Annotated in this window: 14 protein-coding genes, 1 pseudogene and 1 riboswitch; of the genes and pseudogenes, 12 read left to right on the top strand and 3 right to left on the bottom strand. The window is 66.1% G+C overall.

The genetic code is table 11. The features are described 5' to 3' along the window. The first annotated feature begins 425 nt into the window (after window positions 1–425). Entirely contained in the window at window positions 426–2,144 is a 1,719-nt protein-coding gene (ggt, locus tag QMX83_RS08060; RefSeq protein ID WP_282296113.1) for a gamma-glutamyltransferase, read from the top strand. A gap of 197 nt (window positions 2,145–2,341) precedes the next feature. On the opposite strand, the gene QMX83_RS08055 is transcribed toward ggt, so the two are convergent. Next, complete coding sequence (locus QMX83_RS08055) at window positions 2,342–3,913, bottom strand: BCCT family transporter (RefSeq protein ID WP_282296112.1); 1,572 nt, start codon at window positions 3,911–3,913, stop codon at window positions 2,342–2,344. A 113-nt stretch (window positions 3,914–4,026) separates the two neighbouring features. Beyond that, window positions 4,027–4,128, top strand: a riboswitch (TPP riboswitch). A gap of 116 nt (window positions 4,129–4,244) precedes the next feature. On the opposite strand from QMX83_RS08055, the pseudogene thiC reads away from it, so the two are divergent. The 5 genes and pseudogenes from thiC to QMX83_RS08030 all read left to right on the top strand — a co-directional run. Beyond that, window positions 4,245–6,020: pseudogene (gene thiC, locus QMX83_RS08050) on the top strand (phosphomethylpyrimidine synthase ThiC); the annotation flags it as partial. 66 nt (window positions 6,021–6,086) lie between these two features. Then, window positions 6,087–6,764: an ion channel gene (locus QMX83_RS08045; protein ID WP_282296110.1), complete on the top strand. Its 678-nt coding sequence runs from the start codon at window positions 6,087–6,089 to the stop codon at window positions 6,762–6,764. A gap of 272 nt (window positions 6,765–7,036) precedes the next feature. Then, window positions 7,037–9,346 (top strand): winged helix-turn-helix domain-containing protein, encoded by a 2,310-nt coding sequence (locus tag QMX83_RS08040; protein ID WP_282296109.1) that lies wholly within the window; start codon window positions 7,037–7,039, stop codon window positions 9,344–9,346. 123 nt (window positions 9,347–9,469) lie between these two features. Further along, window positions 9,470–10,351 (top strand): helix-turn-helix transcriptional regulator, encoded by an 882-nt coding sequence (locus QMX83_RS08035; RefSeq protein WP_282296108.1) that lies wholly within the window; start codon window positions 9,470–9,472, stop codon window positions 10,349–10,351. Window positions 10,352–10,419: 68 nt separating this feature from the next. Further along, window positions 10,420–13,296: a TonB-dependent receptor gene (locus tag QMX83_RS08030; RefSeq protein WP_282296107.1), complete on the top strand. Its 2,877-nt coding sequence runs from the start codon at window positions 10,420–10,422 to the stop codon at window positions 13,294–13,296. A gap of 193 nt (window positions 13,297–13,489) precedes the next feature. On the opposite strand, the gene QMX83_RS08025 is transcribed toward QMX83_RS08030, so the two are convergent. Both QMX83_RS08025 and ppa read right to left on the bottom strand, forming a co-directional pair. Next, window positions 13,490–14,611 carry an HDOD domain-containing protein gene (locus QMX83_RS08025; protein ID WP_282296106.1) on the bottom strand — a complete coding sequence of 374 codons (1,122 nt, stop codon included), beginning with the start codon at window positions 14,609–14,611 and terminating at the stop codon, window positions 13,490–13,492. Window positions 14,612–14,763: 152 nt separating this feature from the next. Beyond that, on the bottom strand, window positions 14,764–15,300 hold the full coding sequence (gene ppa, locus QMX83_RS08020; protein WP_282296105.1) for an inorganic diphosphatase: 537 nt from the start codon (window positions 15,298–15,300) through the stop codon (window positions 14,764–14,766). A 198-nt stretch (window positions 15,301–15,498) separates the two neighbouring features. Between ppa and QMX83_RS08015 the strand changes: the two genes are divergently transcribed. The 6 genes from QMX83_RS08015 (at window position 15,499) to QMX83_RS07990 (ending at window position 22,647) form a co-directional block, all read left to right on the top strand. Continuing rightward, window positions 15,499–15,999 (top strand): hypothetical protein, encoded by a 501-nt coding sequence (locus tag QMX83_RS08015; RefSeq protein ID WP_282296104.1) that lies wholly within the window; start codon window positions 15,499–15,501, stop codon window positions 15,997–15,999. Window positions 16,000–16,028: 29 nt separating this feature from the next. After that, window positions 16,029–17,249, top strand: a complete 1,221-nt coding sequence (locus QMX83_RS08010; protein ID WP_282296103.1) for a helix-turn-helix domain-containing protein — start codon at window positions 16,029–16,031, stop codon at window positions 17,247–17,249. Window positions 17,250–17,292: 43 nt separating this feature from the next. Then, complete coding sequence (locus QMX83_RS08005; protein ID WP_282296102.1) at window positions 17,293–17,949, top strand: PQQ-binding-like beta-propeller repeat protein; 657 nt, start codon at window positions 17,293–17,295, stop codon at window positions 17,947–17,949. 35 nt (window positions 17,950–17,984) lie between these two features. After that, window positions 17,985–18,485 (top strand): sigma-70 family RNA polymerase sigma factor, encoded by a 501-nt coding sequence (locus QMX83_RS08000; RefSeq protein WP_282296101.1) that lies wholly within the window; start codon window positions 17,985–17,987, stop codon window positions 18,483–18,485. 106 nt (window positions 18,486–18,591) lie between these two features. Further along, window positions 18,592–19,566: a FecR domain-containing protein gene (locus QMX83_RS07995; RefSeq protein WP_282296100.1), complete on the top strand. Its 975-nt coding sequence runs from the start codon at window positions 18,592–18,594 to the stop codon at window positions 19,564–19,566. 156 nt (window positions 19,567–19,722) lie between these two features. Then, window positions 19,723–22,647 carry a TonB-dependent receptor gene (locus QMX83_RS07990; protein ID WP_282296099.1) on the top strand — a complete coding sequence of 975 codons (2,925 nt, stop codon included), beginning with the start codon at window positions 19,723–19,725 and terminating at the stop codon, window positions 22,645–22,647. Window positions 22,648–22,680 lie beyond the last annotated feature (33 nt).

The raw sequence follows: 22,680 nt of genomic DNA, 5'->3' as shown, positions 1-22,680 counted from the left end.
GTGCGGGTTCTGATGGATTGCTGGCAGTACTGCTTACACGCCGATCCGTCCCGCACCTGTGGGCTGGGTAATAAGTACGAGTACAAGGAGCGAACGGATCGAGGCCGCGCCAGGGCTGGCGTGCTCGATGGATTCGCGGATGGGCGTGTGGCGTCGCAACATGTGATCGAGAAAACCACAGCGGTTTTGGCGGTGTCAACCGTGCGGAGACAATTTCCAACAGTTTCGCCTGTATCCAGCGCAAACCCTTGGCATACAAAGATGGTTGCGGGTGAAAGTGTTCTGGTGAACCTGGATTCAAGTATTGAAGGCGGGTTTCCGCGCGGATTCCGGCATGCTGCGCGTGTCGTACATGACCATTGTCGGATGTGCGTACCGGCGCACAGCGGCGACTATTCAGGGGCAACCACCCTCAGGAATATCTCGTGTCCCGACCCCTTGCCCGCGGCCTGCTGGCCGCTGCCCTGCTGTGCGCCCTGCCTACCTTGTCCACCGCTGCTGACCGCGTGACCGGCCGCGACTTTGCCACCCGCTCCGAGGTGATCGCCCCGCACGCGATGGCGGCTACCTCGCAACCGCTGGCGACCCAGATCGCGCTGGACGTGATGAAGGGGGGCGGCTCGGCGATGGACGCCGCCATTGCCGCCAACGCGGCATTGGGACTGATGGAGCCCACCGGCAATGGCATCGGCGGGGACCTGTTCGCCATCGTGTGGGACCCGAAAACGCAGAAGCTGTATGGCTACAACGGCTCGGGGCGTTCGCCGAAGTCGCTGACCCTGGCCGAGTTCCAGCGGCGGGGCCTGAAGGAGATTCCGGCGACCGGTCCGCTGCCGGTGTCGGTGCCGGGCGCGGTGGATGGCTGGTTCGCGCTGCATGAGCGCTTCGGTCGCAAGCCGATGGCCGACAACCTGGCTCCGGCGATCCGCTACGCGCGCGAAGGTCATCCGGTCGCCGAAGTCATCGCGTACTACTGGGACCGTTCGGTGCCGCGCCTGTCGAAGTACCCGGGATTCAGCGAGCAGTTCACGATCAACGGCCACGCCCCGCGCAAGGGCGAGCTGTGGAAGAACCCGAACCTGGCCAACACGCTGGAGCAGATTGCACAGGGCGGACGTGATGCGTTCTACAAGGGTGACATCGCCCGCACCATCGGTACCTACTTCAAGGCCAACGGTGGTTACCTCAGCTACGAGGACATGGCCAGCCACCACGGTGAGTGGGTGGAGCCGGTGAGCAGCAACTACCGTGGCTACGACGTGTGGGAGCTGCCGCCGAACAGCCAGGGCATTGCCGCGCTGCAGATTCTGAACGTGCTGGAAGGCTACGACTTCTCGAAGATCGCCTTCGGCTCGCCGGAACACGTGCATCTGTTCACCGAGGCCAAGAAGCTGGCGTTCGCCGATCGTGCGCGCTTCTACACCGACCCGGCCTTCCATCCGGCCCCGGTAGCCAAGCTGGTATCGAAGGAGTACGCAGCCGAGCGTCGCAAGCTGATCTCGATGGACAAGGCGTTGAAGGAAGTGCAGCCGGGCACGCCCAAGCAGCTGCAGGAAGGCGACACGATCTACATGACGGTGGCCGACGCGGACGGGATGATGGTGTCGTTGATCCAGTCGAACTATCGCGGCATGGGCAGCGGCATGGCCCCGCCGGGATTGGGCTTCATCCTGCAGGACCGTGGCGAGATGTTCGTGCTCAAGAAGGACCACCCGAACGGCTACGCGCCGGGCAAGCGTCCGTTCCAGACGATCATTCCGGGCTTTGTGACCAAGGACGGCAAGCCGTGGATGAGCTTCGGGGTGATGGGCGGGGCGATGCAGCCGCAGGGCCACGCGCAGATCGTGATGAACATGGTGGACTTCGGCATGAACCTGCAGGAAGCCGGCGATGCGCCGCGCATCCAGCACGAAGGTTCAACCGAGCCGACGGGTCAGGCCACCGCGATGAGCGATGGTGGCGAGATCAACCTGGAGACCGGCTTCCCGTATGAAACGGTGCGCGCGCTGATGCGCAAGGGCCACAAGGTGACCTTCGCCGACGGCCCGTACGGCGGCTACCAGGCGATCCTGCGTGATCCGGAAACCGGCGTGTACTACGGCGCTTCCGAAAGCCGCAAGGACGGTCAGGCTGCGGGGTATTGAGTGATTGCGCGTACAGCAGCGTCTCGAGCTTTCAGTGCGGGAATGCCATCGGGCAGCCCCGCTCCGAGACACGCCGCAAGTACGTCCATGTAGGCTACTCCACGGCATCCATGCCGTGGAGTGTCTCTCCGGGGGCTACCCGATGGCATTCCCCGATGGATTGCGCGAGGCGGATAGAAAACCTGTGATGCACCCGCTCACGAATCCGCGCGCGCCGCCTCATCGCGTGTTTCTTCCTGCGCGGCAATTTCGCGTTCGATCCATGCATCCATCATGCGCCGCGCGCGTTGCGCGCGCCGCCGCTGCAGGTTGTATTCGAGGTCCAACACCCGATACAGCGAGATCATCACCAGCAACATCAACAACGCAAAGGGCAGGGCGGCAATGGTGATCATGCCCTGCAGCGCATCCAGTCCACCCGCCAGCAGCAAAGCACCGGCAATCAAGGCGATGCATGCGCCCCACGTCACCTTGCGCGACAACGGCGGATCCCCCGCCTCTTCGGTGGAAAGGCTGGCCAGCACCAGTACCGCCGAGTCGGCCGAGGTCACAAAGAAGATCATCAGCAGCACCAAGGCCACCACCGACAGCACCACCGAGATCGGCAGGCTGTCGAACAAGGTGAACAACACGGTCTCATAGCCGGTGTTCAGTGCTTGGGCGAGATCTACGTGGCCGAAGATCTGCGACCACAACGCCGTGCCACCGAACACAGAGAACCACAGAAAGCCGAGCACGGTGGGCGCAATCACTACGCCCAGCACGAACTCACGCACGCTGCGGCCCAGCGAAACGCGCGCAATGAACGAACCCACGAATGGGGCCCAGGCAATCCACCAGGCCCAGTAGAAGATGGTCCAGTCCGCCACCCACGTGCTTCCCGAGAACGGCGACATGCGCAGGCTCATGGTGACCAGCTGGTTGAGGTAGGAACCCACCGTGGTGGTGAATGTGTCGAAGATGAAGCCGGTGGGTCCGAGCACCATCACCAGCGCCAGCAACAGCGCAGCCAGCCCGAGGTTGAGGTTGGACAGCCATTTGATGCCGCGATGCACACCGCTGGTAGTGGAGGCCATGTACAGCACGAAGGCGACCGCGATGATGGTCAGCTGCACGGCCGGCGAGGCGGTGATGCCGAAGACGCGCTGCAGCCCGGCGGCGATCTGGATCGTGCCGAACCCCAACGTCGTGGCCACACCAATGGCGGTGGCGACCACGGCGGCGACATCGACCACGGTGCCGATCCAGCCTCGATGGTGTGCGCCAATCAGGGGCTGAAGCAGATCGCTGATGCGGCCGCGCCCGCTGCGGTTGAACTGGAACCAGGCCATGGCCAGGCCGATCAGCGCGTAGATCGCCCACGGGTGCAGGCCCCAATGGAAGAACGCGTAGCGCATCGACGCGCGTGCGGCTTCCATGCTCTGCGGTTCCAGTCCCTCCGGCGGTTTGACGAAGTGCGAGATCGGCTCGGCCGCGCCCCAGAATACCAGGCCGATGCCCATGCCGGCGGCGAACAGCATCGACAGCCAGCTGGCGTTGGAGAACTCGGGCTCAGCGTCTTCGCCACCGATGCGCAGCGAACCCAATCGGCCAAATGCCAGATAGAGCAGGAACGAGAGGGTGATGAAAACGATGAGCAGATAAAGCCAGCCGGCGCTCTTCACGATATGCGCCAGACCACTCTGCACCACGTCGTTGAAGGGGCCTGGCAACAAGCCGGCCAGCAGCACCAGGGCGAGCACCAGTGCGATGGAAATGCGGAACACCATGGGGGATCTCCGGACAGGTGGCGCGCAATACCCAGCGCGTGGAGGCCAGCGGCAGCATAGGCACCCGGGTGTCAGCGGGCCGTGCACGAGAACGGCCGGGTGTGGTCTAATCCGCCCTGAAGCGGGGGTACCGCGGCCATCGGGCCACGGTTGAGACAGTCCCTTCGAACCTGATCCGGCTCATACCGGCGTAGGGAAGCTTCGTATCTGCCGATGCATCGCGCCGTAGGGGCCCCCGCACCCGAAGACCGTCCGCGCTGCCGCGGCCGTGCGCCGCCGCTTCGTCCTTTCCGTGCAGTCCCGCGCGGAAATCGATCCAGGACGAGGCCCTATGAACGCACTACCATCCGCCCTTCAGCAGCAGACCCAGGCGCTTTCAGCGTCGGTGACCCAGCCGATTTCGGGCTCGCGCAAGATCCATGTGCCCGGCTCACGCCCCGACCTGCAGGTGCCGATGCGCGAGATCGCACAGGCCTGCACGCCGGCCAGCTTCGGGGGCGGAGAGAACGCACCACTGACGGTGTATGACACCTCCGGGCCGTATACCGACCCACACGCTCAGATCGACCTGTCCAGCGGGCTGGCCACGCTGCGCGCCGACTGGGTGGCAGAGCGCGGCGACACCACCACACTGGACCGCCTGAGCTCGGCCTTCGGTCAGGCGCGTGCGCTGGACGCGCGCCTGGATGCCGTGCGCTTTCCCGCGCGTACCACGCCGCGGCGCGCGGTTTCCGGTGCCAACGTCACCCAGATGCACTACGCGCGACGCGGCATCATCACGCCGGAAATGGAATTCGTCGCGATCCGCGAGAACCAGCGGCTGGAACAGGTGGCCGATGCGGCGCTGCGCCGCCAGCATCCGGGGCAGTCGTTTGGTGCGTGCCTGCCGGCACGGATCACGCCGGAATTCGTGCGCGACGAGATCGCGCGCGGCCGCGCGGTACTTCCCGCCAACATCAACCATCCCGAGCTCGAGCCGATGATCATCGGCCGCAACTTCCTGACCAAGGTCAACGCCAACATCGGCAACAGTGCGGTGTCCTCCGGCATTGCCGAGGAAGTGGAAAAGCTGGTGTGGGCGATCCGCTGGGGTGCGGACACGGTGATGGACCTGTCCACCGGCAAGCACATCCACGAAACCCGCGAATGGATCATCCGCAACTCGCCGGTGCCGATCGGCACAGTGCCGATCTACCAGGCATTAGAAAAAGTGGACGGCCGCGCCGAAGACCTCACCTGGGCGGTGTTCCGTGACACGCTGATTGAGCAGGCCGAGCAGGGCGTGGACTATTTCACCATCCACGCCGGCGTGCTGAAGGACCTGGTGCCGCTCACCGCACAACGCGTTACCGGCATCGTGTCGCGCGGCGGATCGATCATGGCCCGATGGTGCCTGGCGCATCAGTGCGAGAACTTCCTGTACACGCATTTCGAGGAGATCTGCGAAATCATGAAGGCCTACGATGTCAGCTTCTCGCTGGGCGATGGTCTGCGCCCGGGCTGCCTTGCCGACGCCAATGACGCCGCCCAGTTTGGTGAGCTGGAAGCATTGGGTGAACTGACAAAGATTGCGTGGAAGCATGACGTACAGACCATCATCGAAGGCCCCGGCCATGTGCCGATGCAGCTGATCAAAGAGAACATGGACAAGCAGCTGCGCGAGTGCGGCGAGGCACCGTTCTACACGCTGGGTCCATTGACCACCGACATCGCGCCGGGCTACGACCACATCACCAGCGCTATCGGCGCGGCGATGATCGGCTGGTATGGCACGGCGATGCTCTGCTACGTCACGCCGAAGGAGCACCTGGGCCTGCCCAACCGCGAGGATGTACGTGACGGCATGATGGCCTACAGGATCGCCGCGCATGCGGCCGATCTGGCCAAGGGTCACCCCGGCGCACAGGTGCGCGACAACGCGCTGAGCAAGGCGCGCTTCGAGTTCCGCTGGGAGGACCAGTTCAACCTGGGATTGGATCCGGACAAGGCGCGCCAGTTCCACGACGAAACGCTGCCCAAGGACGCGCACAAGGAGGCGCACTTCTGCTCCATGTGCGGCCCGCACTTCTGCTCGATGAAGATCAGCCAGGACGTGCGCGCGCACGCCACCGTCATCCCGCCTGGCCCGGTTCCGGGCTAATCTCCGCCCCATACATACCGGGGCGGAGGGGCGATGGGCATTGCACGGACCACCAAGTGGCTGGCCATCGCCCGCCGGCATCCGTCCGCCTGGCTGCTGGCCGTGCAGCTGTTGGGGGTGTTGCTGTACCCGGCCATGGACGAGGCCGGGGCCAGCCGCGCGCTGTTCGGTGCGTTCGGGATCGCGGTGCTCGGGTTGGCGCTGTGGGTGGTGCGGCGCAGCCCGCTGGGCATGTGGGTGGCGCTGCTGTTGGCTATTCCGTCGGTGATCTTCTCGATCACCGGTGCGCTGCTGGGGCGGCCGGCGCTGGTCACCACCGCGCAGCTGCTGGAGTCGCTGCTGTACTTCTACACCGCCGGCAGCCTGATCGCCTACATGCTCCAGGACCACAAGGTGACCCGGGACGAGCTGTTCGCCGCCGGGGCGACCTTCACGTTGCTGGCGTGGGGGTTCGCGTTCGCGTTCGCAGTCTGCCAGCAGTGGTTCCCTGGCAGTTTTCTCGCCACCAGCGAGAGTGAACTGCGCACCTGGATGGAGCTGCTTTATCTCAGCTTCAGCTTGTTGTCCGGGGTGGGCTTGAGTGACGTCGTGCCGGTGCATCCGCAGGCGCGTGCACTGGTGATGCTGGAACAGTTCGCAGGCGTGATGTACGTAGCGCTGGTGGTGTCGCGGCTGGTCGGATTGACCATGCTCAGGCGTGCACGAAACTGAATCCAGGCTAATAACAAACTGAATGCCACATAAAAATTTCGCGCCCGAAGGCGCGAATAGTGCAGCAATTTATGGGTTTTCGTCGGCGAGAGAGAGCCTGATGTTGTCTGCACGCACAGGCGCAGTTAACCGGCATAGGCTAGTATTCGCGCCCTTCGGTGTATTTGCGTGATGCAGCTACGCCGTTTGCGGAATCTGGCGGTTCGTTGATCAGCACATGATTGGATGAAGGCTGCGTTCCTGTTGTCACAGTCGTTTTGCGTACTACTGGAATGATCAGCCCCGCGAGTGAGACAACTCCTGCCGATGTGATCCTGATCGGCGAATGCACGGTCACGCTGTCGCTGCGTGAAGTGGTCGTGCCCGGCGCGCGTCGTCCGCGCCGTCTCACTCCGAAGGCGCTGGGCGTACTCAAGGCATTGATGCGGGTACCCGGCGCGGTGGTCAGCCGCGACGAACTGTTCGCCGAGGTATGGCCGGACACGCTGCCGACCAACGACGTGCTGACCCAGGCGGTCACGCAGTTGCGCAAGGCCTTCTCGAGCGACGACGAAGGCAGCACGGTCTATATCGAAACCATCGCCAAGACCGGCTATCGGCTGGTGCAGCCGGTGAGCGACGCCGTGCGGCCTCCCGCGCCGGCAGCCGAAACGGAAACCGAACCGGCCGCCGAGGCGACCCACAACGCGCCGGCACCTGCGGCGACGTGGACGCCGCGGCCCCGCAGCCGGTGGCGGCGCGTCCGCCGCTACGTCTACCTGGCGCTCGGCCTGGCGATGGCCATCGCGTTGCTGGTGATGGCGGCGCTGCTCAGCCAGCGCAGTGCGCCTGCGGCGGCGGGCGGGGGCGTGCTGGAAGATGGCAGCCGCGTGGTCGGAAGTCCGCCGCGCCCCTATCGACTGATCACCGCCTCGGCCGGTTTCGAGACCTATCCCACGGTCTCGCCCGATGGCTCCCAGGTCGCCTATGAGGCCGAGAATTCGACCGAGGATGGCAGCAACATCAAGCTGCAGACCTCCGGCAATGCGCCGGCGCGACTGCTTGCCGAGACCCCGGCCGGGTATGCCGACCGCTTCCCCAACTGGTCGCCGGATGGCCGCGAGATCGCCTTCGCCCGCTTTGGCCCCGAAGGCAGTTGCGAGGTGCTGCTGGCCAGCGCGACCGGCGGCGCGATCCGACACCTGACCCGTTGTGACGGCACCGAACTGCTCAGCTTTGACTGGACCCCGAACGGTCGCGGCATGCTGTTTGGCTCGATGGCCGGGCGCTATGCGCACCGCGGCATCCGCGTGCTGGACATCGCCAGTGGGCGTTGGACCGCCATTGACTACCCGATCGCCGACGACAGCTTCGATTACGCGCCGCGCTACTCACCAGACGGGCGCTGGATCGTGTTCGTGCGCAATCCGCAGATCGGCGACCTGTGGCGCATGCCGGCCAGCGGCGGTGTGCCGGAGCGGCTGACCAACGACCTGGCCGAGATCCGGGGCTGGGCGTGGCGCAGCGACAGCCGGCACATCGTGTTCGGGCGCCGGGTCGACAGCGAGTCGCGGCTGTACGAGCTCGATACCCAGAGCCGCACGCTGCGCGATGTCGGCGTCGACGACGCCGAGTCACCCGCGCTGTCGCGGCACAACAACATGCTGGCCTTCGTGCACCGGCGAGCTCAGTTCGGCCTGTTCCGGGTGCCGGTCGTGGACGGCAAGCCGGGCACGCCCGAGCGCCTGTTCCCCTCGGGCGGGCGCGATGCCCAGCCGATGCTGGCCCCCGATGGCCACCAGATCGCCTTTACCTCGGACCGCTCCGGGAGTTTCGCGCTGTGGTGGGCCGATCTTTCCCGGCCGGATTCACTGCGCCCGGTGGAAGGACTGCTTCCCGAAACCCGGCAGGCTCCGGACTGGTCGCCGGACAGTGCCCGCTTGCTGGTGTCCGGGCGCAACGCCCAGGCCCAGCCGGTGATCTACGAGGTCTCGCCACGCGACGAGCAGGTCGTGGCGCTGCCCGTGCCAGTGGCGCAACCGCTGCAGGCTCTGTACGCCGGCGACAGCGAGCATGTGCTGGTGGTCGAGCGCGACCAGAACGAGCAGCTGACGCTGTCGCTGTTCGATCGGCGCGCCACGCCGTGGGCGCGACTGGGACAGATCGACGGGGTCTCACAGGCCCGCTTTGATCCGGCCGGCCAGCGCGTACTGTTCACCCGGCTGTCGGCCGGTGGCCTGTGGTCGGCCGATGCCCGGCTGTCGCCGGAGAGCATCAAGCAGGTCAGTGAGGATCGCCCGACGCGCTGGCGCTACCGCGCCTGGACCGTGGCCGGCAATGGCAGCCTGGACTACCTGTCCAATCGCGCCGACTGTGCGACCGGGTTTGCCCGTATCAGCGATACGCGTGAACCCACCGAGTACTGCCTGGACCCGGACCGGCTCAGCACCAGCAATGGCTTCAGCGCGCAACCCGATGGCAGTGCCCTCTACCTGCCGCTGGCGGTGGCCGATGGGGCGGATATCGGGGTGATGACGCTGCCCGAAAGCCCCCGTCCGACGTTCCTGTCCGTTTCCAACGTGTTGTTCTGGAAGGGAAAATAGCTTTCGTACTTCCTTCGTGAAGGCGTCGTGATGATTTCGGATGAAACTCGTCAATCCTTCCTGACGCAACTGACCTGACTTGGCAAAACGGTAGCCCCGTAACGGCAAACCCCCGGTGCAGTCATGCGTCAGCTTTCCCTGGCCGATCGAGGCCAATCGCTCAACCTCGACAAGATCATCGATGACGGTCCGCTGCCCACCTGCCTGGGCGTGGCCCGGCTCGGCAGCCTGCAGACCGCCGGCACCACCTTCACCGTGTGGATGCAGCTGCGTGGCAGCGCCTGGGTGGAATCGAAGGAGGGCAAGTTCCGCCTGCGCCAGCGTGAGTGGATCGCCTTCGAGAAAGAATCCAAGCCGATGATCCAGGCCGGCCGCGATGGCCTGTGCATCGGCCTGAGCCTGACCCCCGACGCGCTGCGTGCGCTGGGTGAACTGGCCGACTGCAGCCTGTATGCCGGCCGCGGCAGCATGAGTCGCAGCGAAGTGCGCGTGGCCCTTCGTCTGTGGCGTGACGCCCTGCGCAGCGGCCAGCCGGCGCAGGCGCTGCGTCCGGTGCTGCTGCACCTGGCCTCGCTGCAGCGTGCCCTGGCCAGCGGCGTGCAGCGCTGCCCGGGCCGCTCGCGCATCCGCAAGCGCCAGGTGTTTGGCCGCATGCAGCGCGCCCGCCTGTACCTGGAAGGCAACAGCCATCGCGTCGTGCGCATCGGCGAACTGGCCGAGCTGACCAACTTCAGCAGCTGGTACCTGTCCAAGACCTTCCAGAGCCTGTACGAAGAGAGTCCGCAGTCGCTCTCGGCGCGCCTGCGCCTGGAACGCGCGGCGGACCTGCTGCGTGACACCGACATGATGATCGGCGAGGTCGCAGCCGCCAGCGGTTTCGACAACTGCTGCAGCTTTGCACGCGCCTTCCGCGCACGTTACGGCCAGTCGGCGTCCGGCTTCCGCGAGACCGGCGGAATTGTCCCGCCAAAGTCAGCAAAGTCTTCGGTGGCATCGCGCAAATAATTAACCGCAACGCAATCGTAACTTTCCGAGGCGGTTTAACACGCTACTAACGTACCTTGGAGAGAAGAATGAATTTCCGTACTCCCGCAGTGCGCCTCGGCCTGCTGCCGGCCGGCATTGCCCTGGCGCTCGCGCCGAGCTTCGCCTCGGCGCAGGAAGCTGCAGCGGGCACCACTGACCTGGATCGCATCTCGGTCACCGGCTCGCGTATCCGCGGTGCCAACATGGAGACCCAGCAGCCGATCCTGACGATGACCCGTGAATCCCTGGAAAAGCAGGGCTTCTCGAGCGTCGCCGACGTGCTGAACAACCTGACCTCGGCCGGCTCGCCGGCCATCTCCCGTTCGGACTCGCTGTCCTCGGGCGAAAACGTCGGCGGTTACTACGTCGACATCCGTAACCTGGGCGCACAGCGCACCCTGGTGCTGATGAACGGCAAGCGCCTCGGCGCTACCACCGCTGGCTACCAGGATCTGAGCCAGATCCCGATGTCGGCCGTTGAGCGCATCGAAATCCTGAAGGACGGTGCCTCGTCCATCTACGGTTCCGACGCCATTGCCGGCGTGGTCAACGTGATCACCCGCAAGAACTTCGACGGCGGTGAAGTCAACGTCTACTTCGGTCAGTACGACCAGGGCGACGGTGAAAACCAGCAGTACTCGATGACCCTGGGCACCTCGGGCGAGCGCGGCAGCATGACCCTGTCGGCCGAGTACTCCAAGCAGGATCCGGTGTGGGCCAAGGACCGTTGGTACAGCCGCGATGGCGGCAAGGGTCCGAACTCCACCACCGCTGACTGGAGCGCCGTCAGCCAGAACAGCACCTGGTGCGACCCGCGCGTGTGGGGCGACTGCAAGGCCCGTGCACAGGGCCAGGCCCAGCCGGAGTGGAAGACCCTCAACGCCGGTGGCAACCCGAACAACCCGGCTGACTACCACGTTCTGACCCCGGCCGAATACGCCAACTCGAACGAGCAGATGAGCCTGCTGACCGGCGTCGAGCGCAAGTCGCTGTACGTCAACGGCACCTACGACTTCACCGACAGCATCAGCCTGAACACCGACGTGCTCTACAACGAGCGCAACACGTTCCAGCAGATCGCCGGTTACCCGTTCCAGTCCTCGTCGTTCGGCGTGGCCCTGGACGGCGACAGCGCCTTCAACCCGACCGCCGTCAACGGCGTGGGCGGCCAGGACGTGCAGTTCCGTCGTCGTCTGTGGGAAGTGCCGCGCACCACCGAAAGCCAGCTGAAGACCCTGCGCTTTGCGCCGACCGTCAGCGGCTACTTCGACTTCGCCGGCAAGACCTTCGATTGGGACGTCGGCGCGCTGTGGAACCGCAACGAGTCGATCAAGTCCAACCACGGTGACATGAGCCTGATCGCTGCCGAACAGGCACTGGGCCCGTCGTTCATCAACGCACAGGGCGTTGCCCAGTGCGGCACCCAGGCCAACCCGGTTGCCCTGGGCGACTGCCGCCCGTGGAACCCGCTGCTGCCGTACGGCGTGGCTGGCCAGGGTTCGCTGGCTGACCAGGACCTGCAGGACTTCCTGTTCCCGGTCTACACCACCCGTGGCGTGACCAAGACCACCAGCTTCACCGCCAACCTGGCCGGTTCCATCGTGACCATGCCGGCCGGCGACCTGGGCTTCGCCGTTGGCGTCGAACACCGCAAGGAAGAAGGCAGCTACGTGCCGGACGCCTTCGCGCAGTCGGGCATGTCGACCGGTCTGGGCCAGAAGCCGACCCGTGGTGAGTACGATCTGAACGAGGTCTACCTCGAACTGAACGTGCCGATCCTGGCCGACATGGCGTTCGCCAAGGAACTGACCCTGAACGTTGCCAGCCGCTATTCGGACTACAGCAACTTCGGTGGCACCACCAATAGCAAGTTCGGCATCACCTGGCGTCCGATGGACGAGCTGCTGGTCCGCGGCACCTACGCCGAGGGCTTCCGCGCTCCGACCATCGCCGACCTGTACGGCGGCCTGAGCTCCAGCTTCGAGTCGTACATCGATCCGTGCGGCATCACCGCTCCGGGCAGCGTCGCCGGCAACGCGGCGTGCCTCGCCGGCGGTGCTCCGGCCACCTACCAGCAGCTGGGTCAGGCTGGCGCACTGTGCGGCACCCTGCCGTGCCAGTCGGGTGACCAGTTCATCTCGGGTGCCAACCCGAACCTGAAGCCGGAAACCTCCAAGAGCAAGACCGTCGGTCTGGTCTGGAGCCCGCGTTGGGTGCAGGGTCTGGACGTCTCGCTGGATTGGTACCGCTACGAAATCAGCGACATGATCATCGACGACTCCGTCGATCGCATCCTGCGTGATTGCTACGTGCTGGGTAACACCGACCGTTGCAGCAGCGTGACCCGTGCCGCCGATGGCCACATCAGCGCCATCACCTACGGCACCGCCAACCTCGGCAAGATGGATACCGAAGGTTACGACCTGGGCATCAAGTACCGTCTGCCGGAACTGGCGATCGGTCAGTTCAGCATCGACTGGCAGACCAGCTACCTGTCCAAGTATGACGAGCAGGCCCAGAACTCGGCCGGCAATAACATCATGATGGGCAAGGTCGGTCAGGATGCGCTGTTCCGCGTGCGTTCGAACCTGAACGTCAACTGGGCCCTGGGTGACTTCGGTGTCAACTACACCGCGCGTTACTACTCGGGTCTGAACGAAGACTGCATCTCGATCGGCTGCACCGATCCGGATCGCTACGCTTACGGTGAAAAGGCTCCGCTGCGCAAGACCGGTGCCAACACCTTCCACGACCTGCAGGTCAGCTGGAAGGCTCCGTGGGATGCGACCATTGCTGTCGGCGCGAACAACGTGTTCGACCACAAGGGTCCGCTGATGTACTCGCAGCAGAACTCGAGCTTCGCCTACTACGGCGGTTTCGATATCGGCCGCTTCCTGTACATGAAGTACACCCAGCGCTTCTGATCCTTGAAGCTTTGGTAAGTTGAAAGAGAAGGGCGGGCCGCAAGGTCCGCCCTTCTTCTTTGGTTCGATATGTACCGACCAACGGTCGGTACCTGCCGCGCAAAGGCAAAAAAAAGGCGCGCCTTGCGGCACGCCTTTTTTCTTCAGTGTGACCGACCAAGGGTCGGCACCTACCCGCCTGATCGCGGTGCGATCAGGCTTCCGCCGCGACCAGTCCCATCAGGCCGTTGGCGTGGTCGCGCCACTGCGGCAGCTTGGCCAGCACGCCGGCACGCTGCAGATACTCCTCATCCACCGGGTCGCCGTTGACCAGCGCCAGCGCGACATGCACCGCGCCGGTCACCCAGAAGCTGCGGGTGTTGGAGCGCTGTGGCTGCAGATGGAAGGCGACCGCTTCAATGATCGGCATCGGCAGGCCCCACAGGCCCAGCAGATAGGCACCCGCTTCGGCATGACCCGGACGCAGGTCACCATCGCTGACCGCTTCCGTGCGCTCGTTGCGCACGCCCGGCAGCAGCAGGCCGATGTCGGCCAGCAGCGCGGCGGTCGCGCCCAGTTCGGCGCTGGATTCGGGCAGCAGCTTGGCGGCCAGGCGCGAGGCCATCAGCGCGCGCTGCTGCAGCGAGTTACGTTCGCCCACCGACAGCGGCGAAGCCGAGAACACCTCACTGGCCAGCACCAGGTCGCGCAGGGTCGAAAGACCCAGGCGGTTCACCGCCGAGCGCAGGTCGGAAATGGTCCGGCCGCTGTTGTAGAACGCCGAGTTGGACAGCTGCAGGACCTTCGCGGCGATGGCCGGGTCGGCCGACACCAGCTTGGCGATGTCCGCGGTGTCGGTGTCGTCGTCATGTTCCAGCGCCTGGGTCAGGCTCAGGTACAGATGCGGCGGCGACGGCAGTTTTTCGATCCGGCCAATGGCGCTGCGCAGGCGCTCGCTGTCGAGCAGCTCACGCAGCTCTTCCAGGCTGGTCAGCGCTTCCAGCAGCACTTCCGGGGCCAGCGGCAGCGGCAGGAAGCGGTGTGCCACGCCGATCAGGCGGGCCGGCGGCGGGCGGTTGCCCTGGGCCGCTTCCACCAGCGCAATGCGGATGGTTTCCGGACGCAGGGTGCGGATCTGGCCCAGCAGCGTGGTGGCGGTGAGATCGGGCAGGGCCGGGCAGGCGATGACGGCATCCACCGGCGTGGAGGCCACGATGCTCATCGCAGACTGGCCATCGACCGCGGTCAGTGGCTGCCACTCTTCCCCAAGATCGGCAATGAATTCGGTCAGCTCAGCCGACAGGCTGGCTTCATCCCCAACGAGCAGAATACGCACGACACAATCCCCTGAATGACCACGGTGAAACGCACCGTGGACGGTGTATCTGACGCAATGTACCTAATCCGGCGCAAATAGTGATGTGCCGCATGCGGAAAACGTGATCGCCATCGCTCCGATGACGGGCACCGGAGCGTGGCTGTTCAGGCTCAGGCCTGGCCGTCGAGGTAACGCTGGTGGGCGTCCTTGAGGATCTGCTTGGCTTCGGCCGCACCGCCCCAACCGTCCAGCTTGACCCACTTGCCCTTTTCCAGGTCCTTGTAGTGCTCGAAGAAGTGGCCGATGCGCTCCAGCCAGTGGCTGGACACGTGCTCGATGTCTTCCACGTGGGCATAGCCGCTGAAGATCTTGGCCACCGGTACCGCCAGGATCTTTTCATCACTGCCGGCTTCGTCGCTCATCTTCAGCACGCCCACCGGACGGCAGCGCACCACCGAGCCCGGCACCAGCGGCAGCGGCAGCACGACCAGCACGTCGGCCGGGTCGCCGTCGCCGCACAGGGTGCTCGGCACGTAGCCGTAGTTGCAGGGGTAGCGCATCGGGGTGGAGAGGATGCGGTCGACGAAGATCGCGCCGGTTTCCTTGTCCACTTCGTACTTCACCGGCTCGGAATCCTTCGGGATCTCGATGATGACGTTGATTTCTTCCGGCGGGTTCTTGCCGGGCGAGACGAGTTCCAGACCCATGGTGTGCTCCGAGAGGGGGTGTTGGCGTAAGACCGCCCATTTTATGCCTTTGCCGGCCGCTGTGCAGGTAGGGCTGGACCGACGCCGCGAGCCGGGATTTCCGGGCCTGCATTTCAGCCTGCTCTGATCGACCCTGGGGCGACGGGCGGCGACGCTGAAGGCCGGCGCGACGGTGCGCCGTTCACTTTGGAGAGTCCCATGAACCACCCTCGTATCCTCCGCGCTGCTGGCGCAGGCCTTCTGCTGGCGGCCATGGCCAATGCGGCTGCGGCACCGGCCACCCCCTACGTCGACCTGGTCGACTACCCCACCGAGTACGCCCAGGGCGCGGCGTTCTCGGAGCTGCGGTACCGCCTGCAGGCGGACTTCGACGACATCTGCGCGGACACCATCTGCGAAGGGCAGTTCAGCGACTACCAGGCCCTGAAGATGCGCTGCGCCGTGTCGACCGCGACCGGCACCCTGAGCGAGTGCCGCTGGGCCTTCGCCGCCAGCGAGCTGGGGGTGGACCCTGACGCCGGCAAGGTAGTGGGCGAACAGCCGCGCTGGCTGTGCACCCTGCCGATCCCGGCCGGGACTTCGGTGGCGGGCTTCTTTGCCGCCCTGGAAGGGCCGCGTGCGCTGTTCAAGCGCCTGCCAGGGGCGCAGGAGAGTGTGTTCGAGGCGGTTGCCGGCTGCCTGGGCCAGGCAGGGCACTGAGCGGGCCGGAAGCCGGTTAGCCTTGTGGCATGGACGCCTTGATTACCGCTGCTGCGAGAGCCCTGGCCGCTGGCGACGTGCTGGGCGCACTGGGAAAGGTGGCGCTGCGCAGCGATCCTTCCGCGCTGGCGCTTCGCGGCATCGCCATGGCCCGACTGGGCGAACTGACCCGGGCCCGGGCCCTGCTGCGGCAGGCCCGACGGGGCTTCGGCCAGGAGGACGGCGTTGCGCGGTCGCGCTGTGTCGTGGCGGAGGCAGAAGTGGCCCTCGCCCTGCGGGACCTGGCTGGCAGCACGGCCGCGCTGCAGACCGCTGCGCAGTACCTGGAGGACCACCATGATCCTGCCAACGCGCTGCAGGCCTGGCTGGTCGTGGCCCGACATGCGGTGCTGCTCGGGCGGGCCAAGGTGGCGCAGGAGGCGCTGGCCCGTCTGCGCGGTGCAGCCTTGCCGCCTGCGCTGGCCGCCATGGCAGGGCTGACGCAGGCCGCACTGGCGCTGCGGTCGCTGCAGGTGGAGGCGGCGTACGCGGCGCTGCAGGCGGCGGCGGTGGCGGCGGGGCACTCCGGCATTCCCGCCCTGCAGGCCGAAGTGGCGCAGGCCTGCGCGGAACTCACCCGGCCTGCCGCGCGCCTGCACACGTCCAGCGGCGACCAGGTGCTGGACCTGCGGCAGGTGGCGGCCGTGCTGGCGGGACCCGGATGCGTGGTGGACGGCTGCCGGCATGGCGTCTGGAAGGACGGGCAGTGGCGAGCCCTGGCCCGGCGTCCGCTGCTGTTCGCGGTGCTGTCCGTGCTGGCACAGGCATGGCCCGGCGACGTCAGCCGTGAGGCGCTCATTGCCGATGCGTTCCGCACGGCCCGCGGCGATGACACCCACCGGGCACGATTGCGGGTGGAGATCGGACGCCTGCGAGTGCTGCTGCGCGGCTGGCTGGTCTTCGAGGCCACGCCGCGGGGCTACCGCGTGCGGCCGGCCGACGACGGGGCGCTCGCGGTCCTCCTGCCGCCGGTGGCCGATGATGTCGCGGCGGTGGCGGCCCTGCTGGCCGATGGCGCGGCCTGGTCCAGTTCGGCCCTGGCCCTGGCGCTGGGCACGGGCCAGCGCAGCGTGCAGCGGGCCTTGTCCGATCTGCTTCAGGCCGGTCGGGTCCACCCGCACGGGCAGGGTCGTGCGCAGCGCTGGCGCGCGCTGCCGCTGTCTGGATTCACGACGGCTTTGTTACTCCCGCCTCTGCTGCCAGGCGACTAGGGTAGGCAGCAGGCACTCCTCTCGAGCTGCCAGGAGATCGCACATGAGCAACGACACGCACACTGTCACGCAGCATGACGCGCAGGTCCTGCGCGAGTACGGACCCTTTGACGGCGCTGATGCCATCCACGGCGTGAGTTTCGATGGGCAACGGGTGTGGGCGGCCACCGGTCCGGCCCTGGTGGCCTTCGATCCCGCCACGGGCGTGGCCGAGCGCACGCTGCCAGTGCCCTGCGATGCCGGGACCGCCTTCGATGGCACCCATTTGTACCAGATCGCCGATGCGCGCATCGACCGGATCGATCCGCGCACCGGCGAGGTACTGGGGTCGATTCCCGCCCCCGGCGGCGGCACCGATTCGGGCATGGCCTGGGCCGAAGGGAGCTTGTGGGTCGGGCAGTACCGGGAACGTCGCATCCACCAGGTGGATCCTGCCACCGGTAAGGTGCTGCGCACGATCGAGTCCGATCGGTTCGTCACCGGCGTGACCTGGGTGGACGGCGAACTCTGGCACGGCACCGATGACGGCGAACGCAGTGACATCCGCCGCATCGACCCGACCAGCGGCCGTGTGATTGAGCGCCTGCAGATGCCTGAAGGCATGCATGTCAGTGGTTTGGAGTCGGACGGTGAGCAGCTGTTCTACGCCGGTGGCGGGCGCAGCGGACGGGTGCGCGCGGTACGTCGCCCAAGGGCTTAACGTGACGCATTCTCATTTGGGCGTTACCATGCGGCATGTCTTCCAACGCCTCGACCCTGACCGAACTGCTGATCCGCGAACGGCCGGCCCTGCTGCGGCTGGTGCAGCGGATCCTGGGCAGTGATGGCAGCGCCGAAGACGTGATCCAGACCGTCTGGTTCAAGGCGCGCGGGGTCGACAGCGGACTGTCCATCGACAACCCACGTGCCTACCTGTATCGGCTGGCCAGCAACCTGGCCACCGATCACGGTCGCGAGCGCACCCGACGCGCGCGGTTGCTGGCCGAGCAGCACCTGTGGGGGCCGGACGAGGCGCTCTCTGCCGAGGAACAGGCGATGGCCCAGGACGAACTGCAGCGGGTGCTGGCGGCCGCCGAGCATCTGCCTGAGCCGACCCGAACGATTTTCCGGCTCAACCGGCTGCAAGGCTTGACCCAGGCCGAGATCGCGCGTCGCCAAGGCGTTTCGGTCACCACGGTGGAAAACCACGTCCGCGCCGCGCTGCAGCGGCTGGCGTGGGCGCGGCAGGGACGTTGAGTCGCTGCTGCCCTTGGGGAAGACGCGTGTCCAATCGTCATGAGACGAGAGCCCGCGCGCCGGCTACCATGCCGGACTGCGCCTGACACCGCCGCCACTGCCAGCCATGAGCCCGCCCGAACCGTCACCCGCACCGCCGCTTGCCTCCGATCCCCCTGCCGAACAGGCGAGGGCGTGGATTGCATGGCTGGCGTCGGGCGCGGTGGATGCGCCACGGATGGAAGATTTCGAACGCTGGCTGGCTGTGCCTGGACATCGCCGCGCCTTCGAATACGAGCGCCAGTTGTGGCGCGTGCTGGGGCCGCCGGCTGTGGAAGACGCCCCGTCGGCCCCGAGGCCGGGGCACCGTCGCGCCCGTCTGGCGCTGGCCGCGGCTGCAGCGCTGGCGCTGTTGTGGGTGTCACCTGAAGCCTGGTTGCGGCTGCGCGCCGACCATCGCACCGGCACGGCAATCGCCACCGTGGCCTTGCCGGATGGCAGTGCGGCCGTATTGGACGCTGATACGGCCATTGCGGTGGACTACAGCGACACCCAGCGCACGGTTCGCCTGCTGCGTGGCCGGGTCTGGTTCAAGGTCGCGCCTGGCCATCCGCAGCCGTTCCGTGTGCTGGCGCAGGGGGGTGTGGTGGAAGACATTTCCACGGCGTTTGCGGTCGCCACTGCAGCCGACGGCGTGGAAACCGAAGTGGAGCAGGGCCAAGTGCGGGTGGCGGCACAGGTCGACGGAGGCTGGACCTATCTGCTGGCCGGGCAGCGCGCAGGATTCGCGCGCGGCGGTGCCGTGCAGCGCCAACCCGACCGCGCGCCTGACCGGATCGCCGCCTGGCGCGAAGGGGAACTGCTGCTCGACGCGACACCGGTGGCCGACGCCGTGGCGCAGATTGCGCGTTACCGGGATGGAGCCACCTTCGTACGCGGCGACCTATCCACGCTGCCTGCGGTGAACGCGGCATTGCGTGTGGACCAGCCCGAGCAGGCACTGGATGTGCTCGCTGCCACGGCCGGTCTGCAGTTGACCCGCCTGCCGTTGGGCGCGGTGATCGTGCAGGTGGCCACGCCCGGCGCAACCACGCCACGCTGATCCGATTGATCACACCCGGTGCGATTCCTCTTGGGGAACCTGCACGTCGGTTCGTCTTACCTCCCGAACGTACCCGCCGCCGCCACGTACTTCGCAGCGCCCGCATTCCCTGCGGGAATGCCGCCTGCGCGGCTTGTCTCATCTACAGGTTTCAACATGTCTCTTGTTTCCCGCCGGGGCCTGCGTCCGTCCCGACTCTGCAGTGCGTTGCTTGCCGCTGGGCTGATCGCCACCTTTGCATCTCCGGCACTGGCGCAGTCGTCCGATACCGCCGCGTTGAGCGCAACCTACCGTTTCGACATTCCCGCCCAGCCGCTGGCCGACGCACTGCGCAGCTACATGCGCCAGTCGGGCGTGCAGGTGGCGTATCCGACGTCGCTGGCCGCTGGCTTGACCTCCAATCCGGTCAATGCAGAGCTGGATGCGCAGTCGGCGCTGGCGCAGCTGTTGCTGGGCAGCGGGCTTGGCGTGCGTCAGGTCGGCAACGGTGCGGTGACGCTGGAGCGCGCGCCGCAGGGCGCGCGTGGCGCCGGCGGTTCGGTGGCCCAGCCGCTGCGCGTGGCCGGCGACACCCTGCCTACCGGGACTGCGCTGGACAACGCGCGCATTCTGGACACCTACCGCAGCGCCGGCTCCAGCGTGTACGTGCCACGCACCACCATCGAGCGTTTTCGCGGCACCTCCACGGCGGACATCGTCAAGGGCGTCGTGGGCGTCACCGCGGGTGACCCGCGTACCGCCAACGCGCTGGATCTGAACATCCGTGGCATCCAGGGCCAGAGCCGCATCCCGGTGATCATCGACGGCGGTCAGTCGACCATGGACACCTACCGCGGCTATGCCGGGCAGTCGCAACGGACCTACCTTGACCCCGACCTGATCAGCAGTTTCACCGTGACCAAGGGGCCCAGCCTGGGGGCGAACGCCTCGGGCGGCATCGGCGGCGTGGTCGAGATGGACACGCTCAAGCTGGACGACGTGGTGCGCGAAGGGCAGGACAGCGGCCTGCGCGTGCGCAGTGGCATTTCCAGCGGCAGCGCGCGTGACCTGCCCGCGTATGAGGGCGAGCCGGGTACCAACCGCAACAGCCTCGGCGGGCAGTTCTTCAACATCGCCGGTGCCAAGCACTGGGACCGCTTCGACCTGGTTGCCGCCTATGCGTGGCGCGACACCGGCAACTACTACGCCGGCAAGCACGGTTATGACGAGTTTCCGCAGACCCGCCGCACCCTGGCTCCGCTGAATCCGCCCAACACCGAGGTGTTCAACACCTCGTCCAAGTCCAACTCGGTGCTGCTCAAGGGCACCTGGCGGATCGATGACGCGCAGACCCTGGAAATGGGCTACCGCAACTACAGCGGCCGCCAGGGCGAAATCATGGCGTCGCAGATCATCCGCGTGAACCGCGACCGCGTGCCGCAGTGGGAACCCGGCAGCGTGGACCTCGATGCCTACAACCTGCGGTACCGCTTCGCTCCTGGCAACGACGCCGTCGATCTGAAGGCCAACCTCTGGTACACCAACGCCGACAGCCTGATGTACAACGGCCTGACCGGCATCACCCCGTGGTACTTCGACCGCCGCACCGAGTGGTACGACGGCCCGACCTTCAACGAGAACCCCGGTTACAAGGACGCCTACCGCAACAGCATGAACCAGGAGCGATTCGGCCTGGACGTGTCCAACAGCACGCTGCTGCTGACCGATGCCGCCGGCCTGTTTACCTTCGACTACGGCCTGTCCTTCAGCAACGAAGACGTCGGCCCGGGCAAGAACGCGCCGATCATGTTCGATGACCTGATCAACAACCGCTTCCTGCGCAACGCCCAGCGCAAGGAATACAGTGCGGTGGCCTCGATGAAGTGGCAGCCCGATGACCACTGGGAAGTACTGCTGGGCGGCCGCTTCAACCGCGTCAGCATCCACGATCGCAACCGCCTGGCCACGGTGACCGAAGAGTCGGTGATCGGCCAGTACCGGTACACCCAGCTGCTGGATGGCAATCCGGCGCTGCCGGCGTGGCGCGCCAGGCGCATCGCCATGCTGAACTGGTATCCGGATGCGAACGGTCAGTTCACCGAAGCCTCGCTGCTGGCTTCGCCCTATGAAAAGGGTACGGTCGCCGACATCACGGGCTGGAACTTCCATGACAACCCGGACACCGAAGATCTGATCGTGCCCACCGCATGGAGCTGGTCGCAGCCGATCCGTCGCACCGACAATGCGTTCATGCCCACCGCCAGCGTGACCTATCGCTTCAACGAGGACACCATGGTGTACGTGAAGTACGCCGAAGGGGTGAAGCTGCCCAGTCTGTTTGAAAGCACGCTGGGGCTGTTCACCGCGGCCAAGCCGGTGGACGGGGAACTCAAGCCCGAACGCGCCGCCACATGGGAAGTGGGGGCGAGCACGGTGCTGCACGGGGTGTTCGCTGACGGCGACCATGCGGCGTTCAAGCTGGCGTACTTCAACACCCGCATTGATGACCTGATCACCCGCGATTACCGCACGCTGTCAGCGGGGTACATCCGCAATATCGACCGCTTCAAGGTGTCGGGCCTGGAGTTCCAGAGCACCTATGATGCCGGCAAGGTGTTCGCCGACCTGTCCGGGCACTACTACTTCGAGGCCAAGACCTGTGCGCCGGACATCGCCGCCGAGCGCCGTGCCTATGGCGTGCAGCGCAGGATCGCTGAGCTGGCCGCAACCCCGGACTGCGTGGACGGTGGTTTCGAGGGGTCTTACAGCAATACCCAGAACCCGCCGAAGTACACGGTGAACTTCACCCTGGGCTCGCGCTTGTTCGATGAGCGGTTGAGTTTCGGTACCCGCGTGGTGCATAACGCCGGTCCGATCAGCAAGCTGGACAAGGAGTGGAACGTGGGGTTGTCGGCGATCCAGCAGCTATATCGTCCGGCCACCATCGTGGACGTGTTTGCCAGCTGGCAGGCCAGCGAGAAACTGGCGCTGGACTTCAACGTCGACAACCTGACCGATCGTTACTACCTGGACCCGCTGGCGCTGGGCGTGATGCCGGCTCCGGGGCGGGTGATGCGGTTGGCGCTGACGTACCGGTATTGATCCGGGGGCGGGTTCGCGGTGACGGGCATTGAC

It is taken from the genome of Stenotrophomonas sp. PS02289, assembly GCF_029960115.1.
GTDB lineage: Bacteria > Pseudomonadota > Gammaproteobacteria > Xanthomonadales > Xanthomonadaceae > Stenotrophomonas.
The sequence above is the reverse complement of the archived record's forward strand: the minus strand, read 5'-3'. Positions and strand labels throughout refer to the sequence as shown.

What these genes read in the sequence shown, in the direction of transcription:
- QMX83_RS08055 (WP_282296112.1), bottom strand. Translation starts at nt 3,913, where the DNA reads ATGGTGTTCCGCATTTCCATCGCACTGGTGCTCGCCCTGGTGCTGCTG.
- QMX83_RS08045 (WP_282296110.1), top strand. Translation starts at nt 6,087, where the DNA reads ATGGGCATTGCACGGACCACCAAGTGGCTGGCCATCGCCCGCCGGCAT.
- QMX83_RS08040 (WP_282296109.1), top strand. Translation starts at nt 7,037, where the DNA reads ATGATCAGCCCCGCGAGTGAGACAACTCCTGCCGATGTGATCCTGATC.
- QMX83_RS08035 (WP_282296108.1), top strand. Translation starts at nt 9,470, where the DNA reads ATGCGTCAGCTTTCCCTGGCCGATCGAGGCCAATCGCTCAACCTCGAC.
- QMX83_RS08030 (WP_282296107.1), top strand. Translation starts at nt 10,420, where the DNA reads ATGAATTTCCGTACTCCCGCAGTGCGCCTCGGCCTGCTGCCGGCCGGC.
- ppa (WP_282296105.1), bottom strand. Translation starts at nt 15,300, where the DNA reads ATGGGTCTGGAACTCGTCTCGCCCGGCAAGAACCCGCCGGAAGAAATC.
- QMX83_RS08015 (WP_282296104.1), top strand. Translation starts at nt 15,499, where the DNA reads ATGAACCACCCTCGTATCCTCCGCGCTGCTGGCGCAGGCCTTCTGCTG.
- QMX83_RS08010 (WP_282296103.1), top strand. Translation starts at nt 16,029, where the DNA reads ATGGACGCCTTGATTACCGCTGCTGCGAGAGCCCTGGCCGCTGGCGAC.
- QMX83_RS08005 (WP_282296102.1), top strand. Translation starts at nt 17,293, where the DNA reads ATGAGCAACGACACGCACACTGTCACGCAGCATGACGCGCAGGTCCTG.
- QMX83_RS08000 (WP_282296101.1), top strand. Translation starts at nt 17,985, where the DNA reads ATGTCTTCCAACGCCTCGACCCTGACCGAACTGCTGATCCGCGAACGG.
- QMX83_RS07995 (WP_282296100.1), top strand. Translation starts at nt 18,592, where the DNA reads ATGAGCCCGCCCGAACCGTCACCCGCACCGCCGCTTGCCTCCGATCCC.
- QMX83_RS07990 (WP_282296099.1), top strand. Translation starts at nt 19,723, where the DNA reads ATGTCTCTTGTTTCCCGCCGGGGCCTGCGTCCGTCCCGACTCTGCAGT.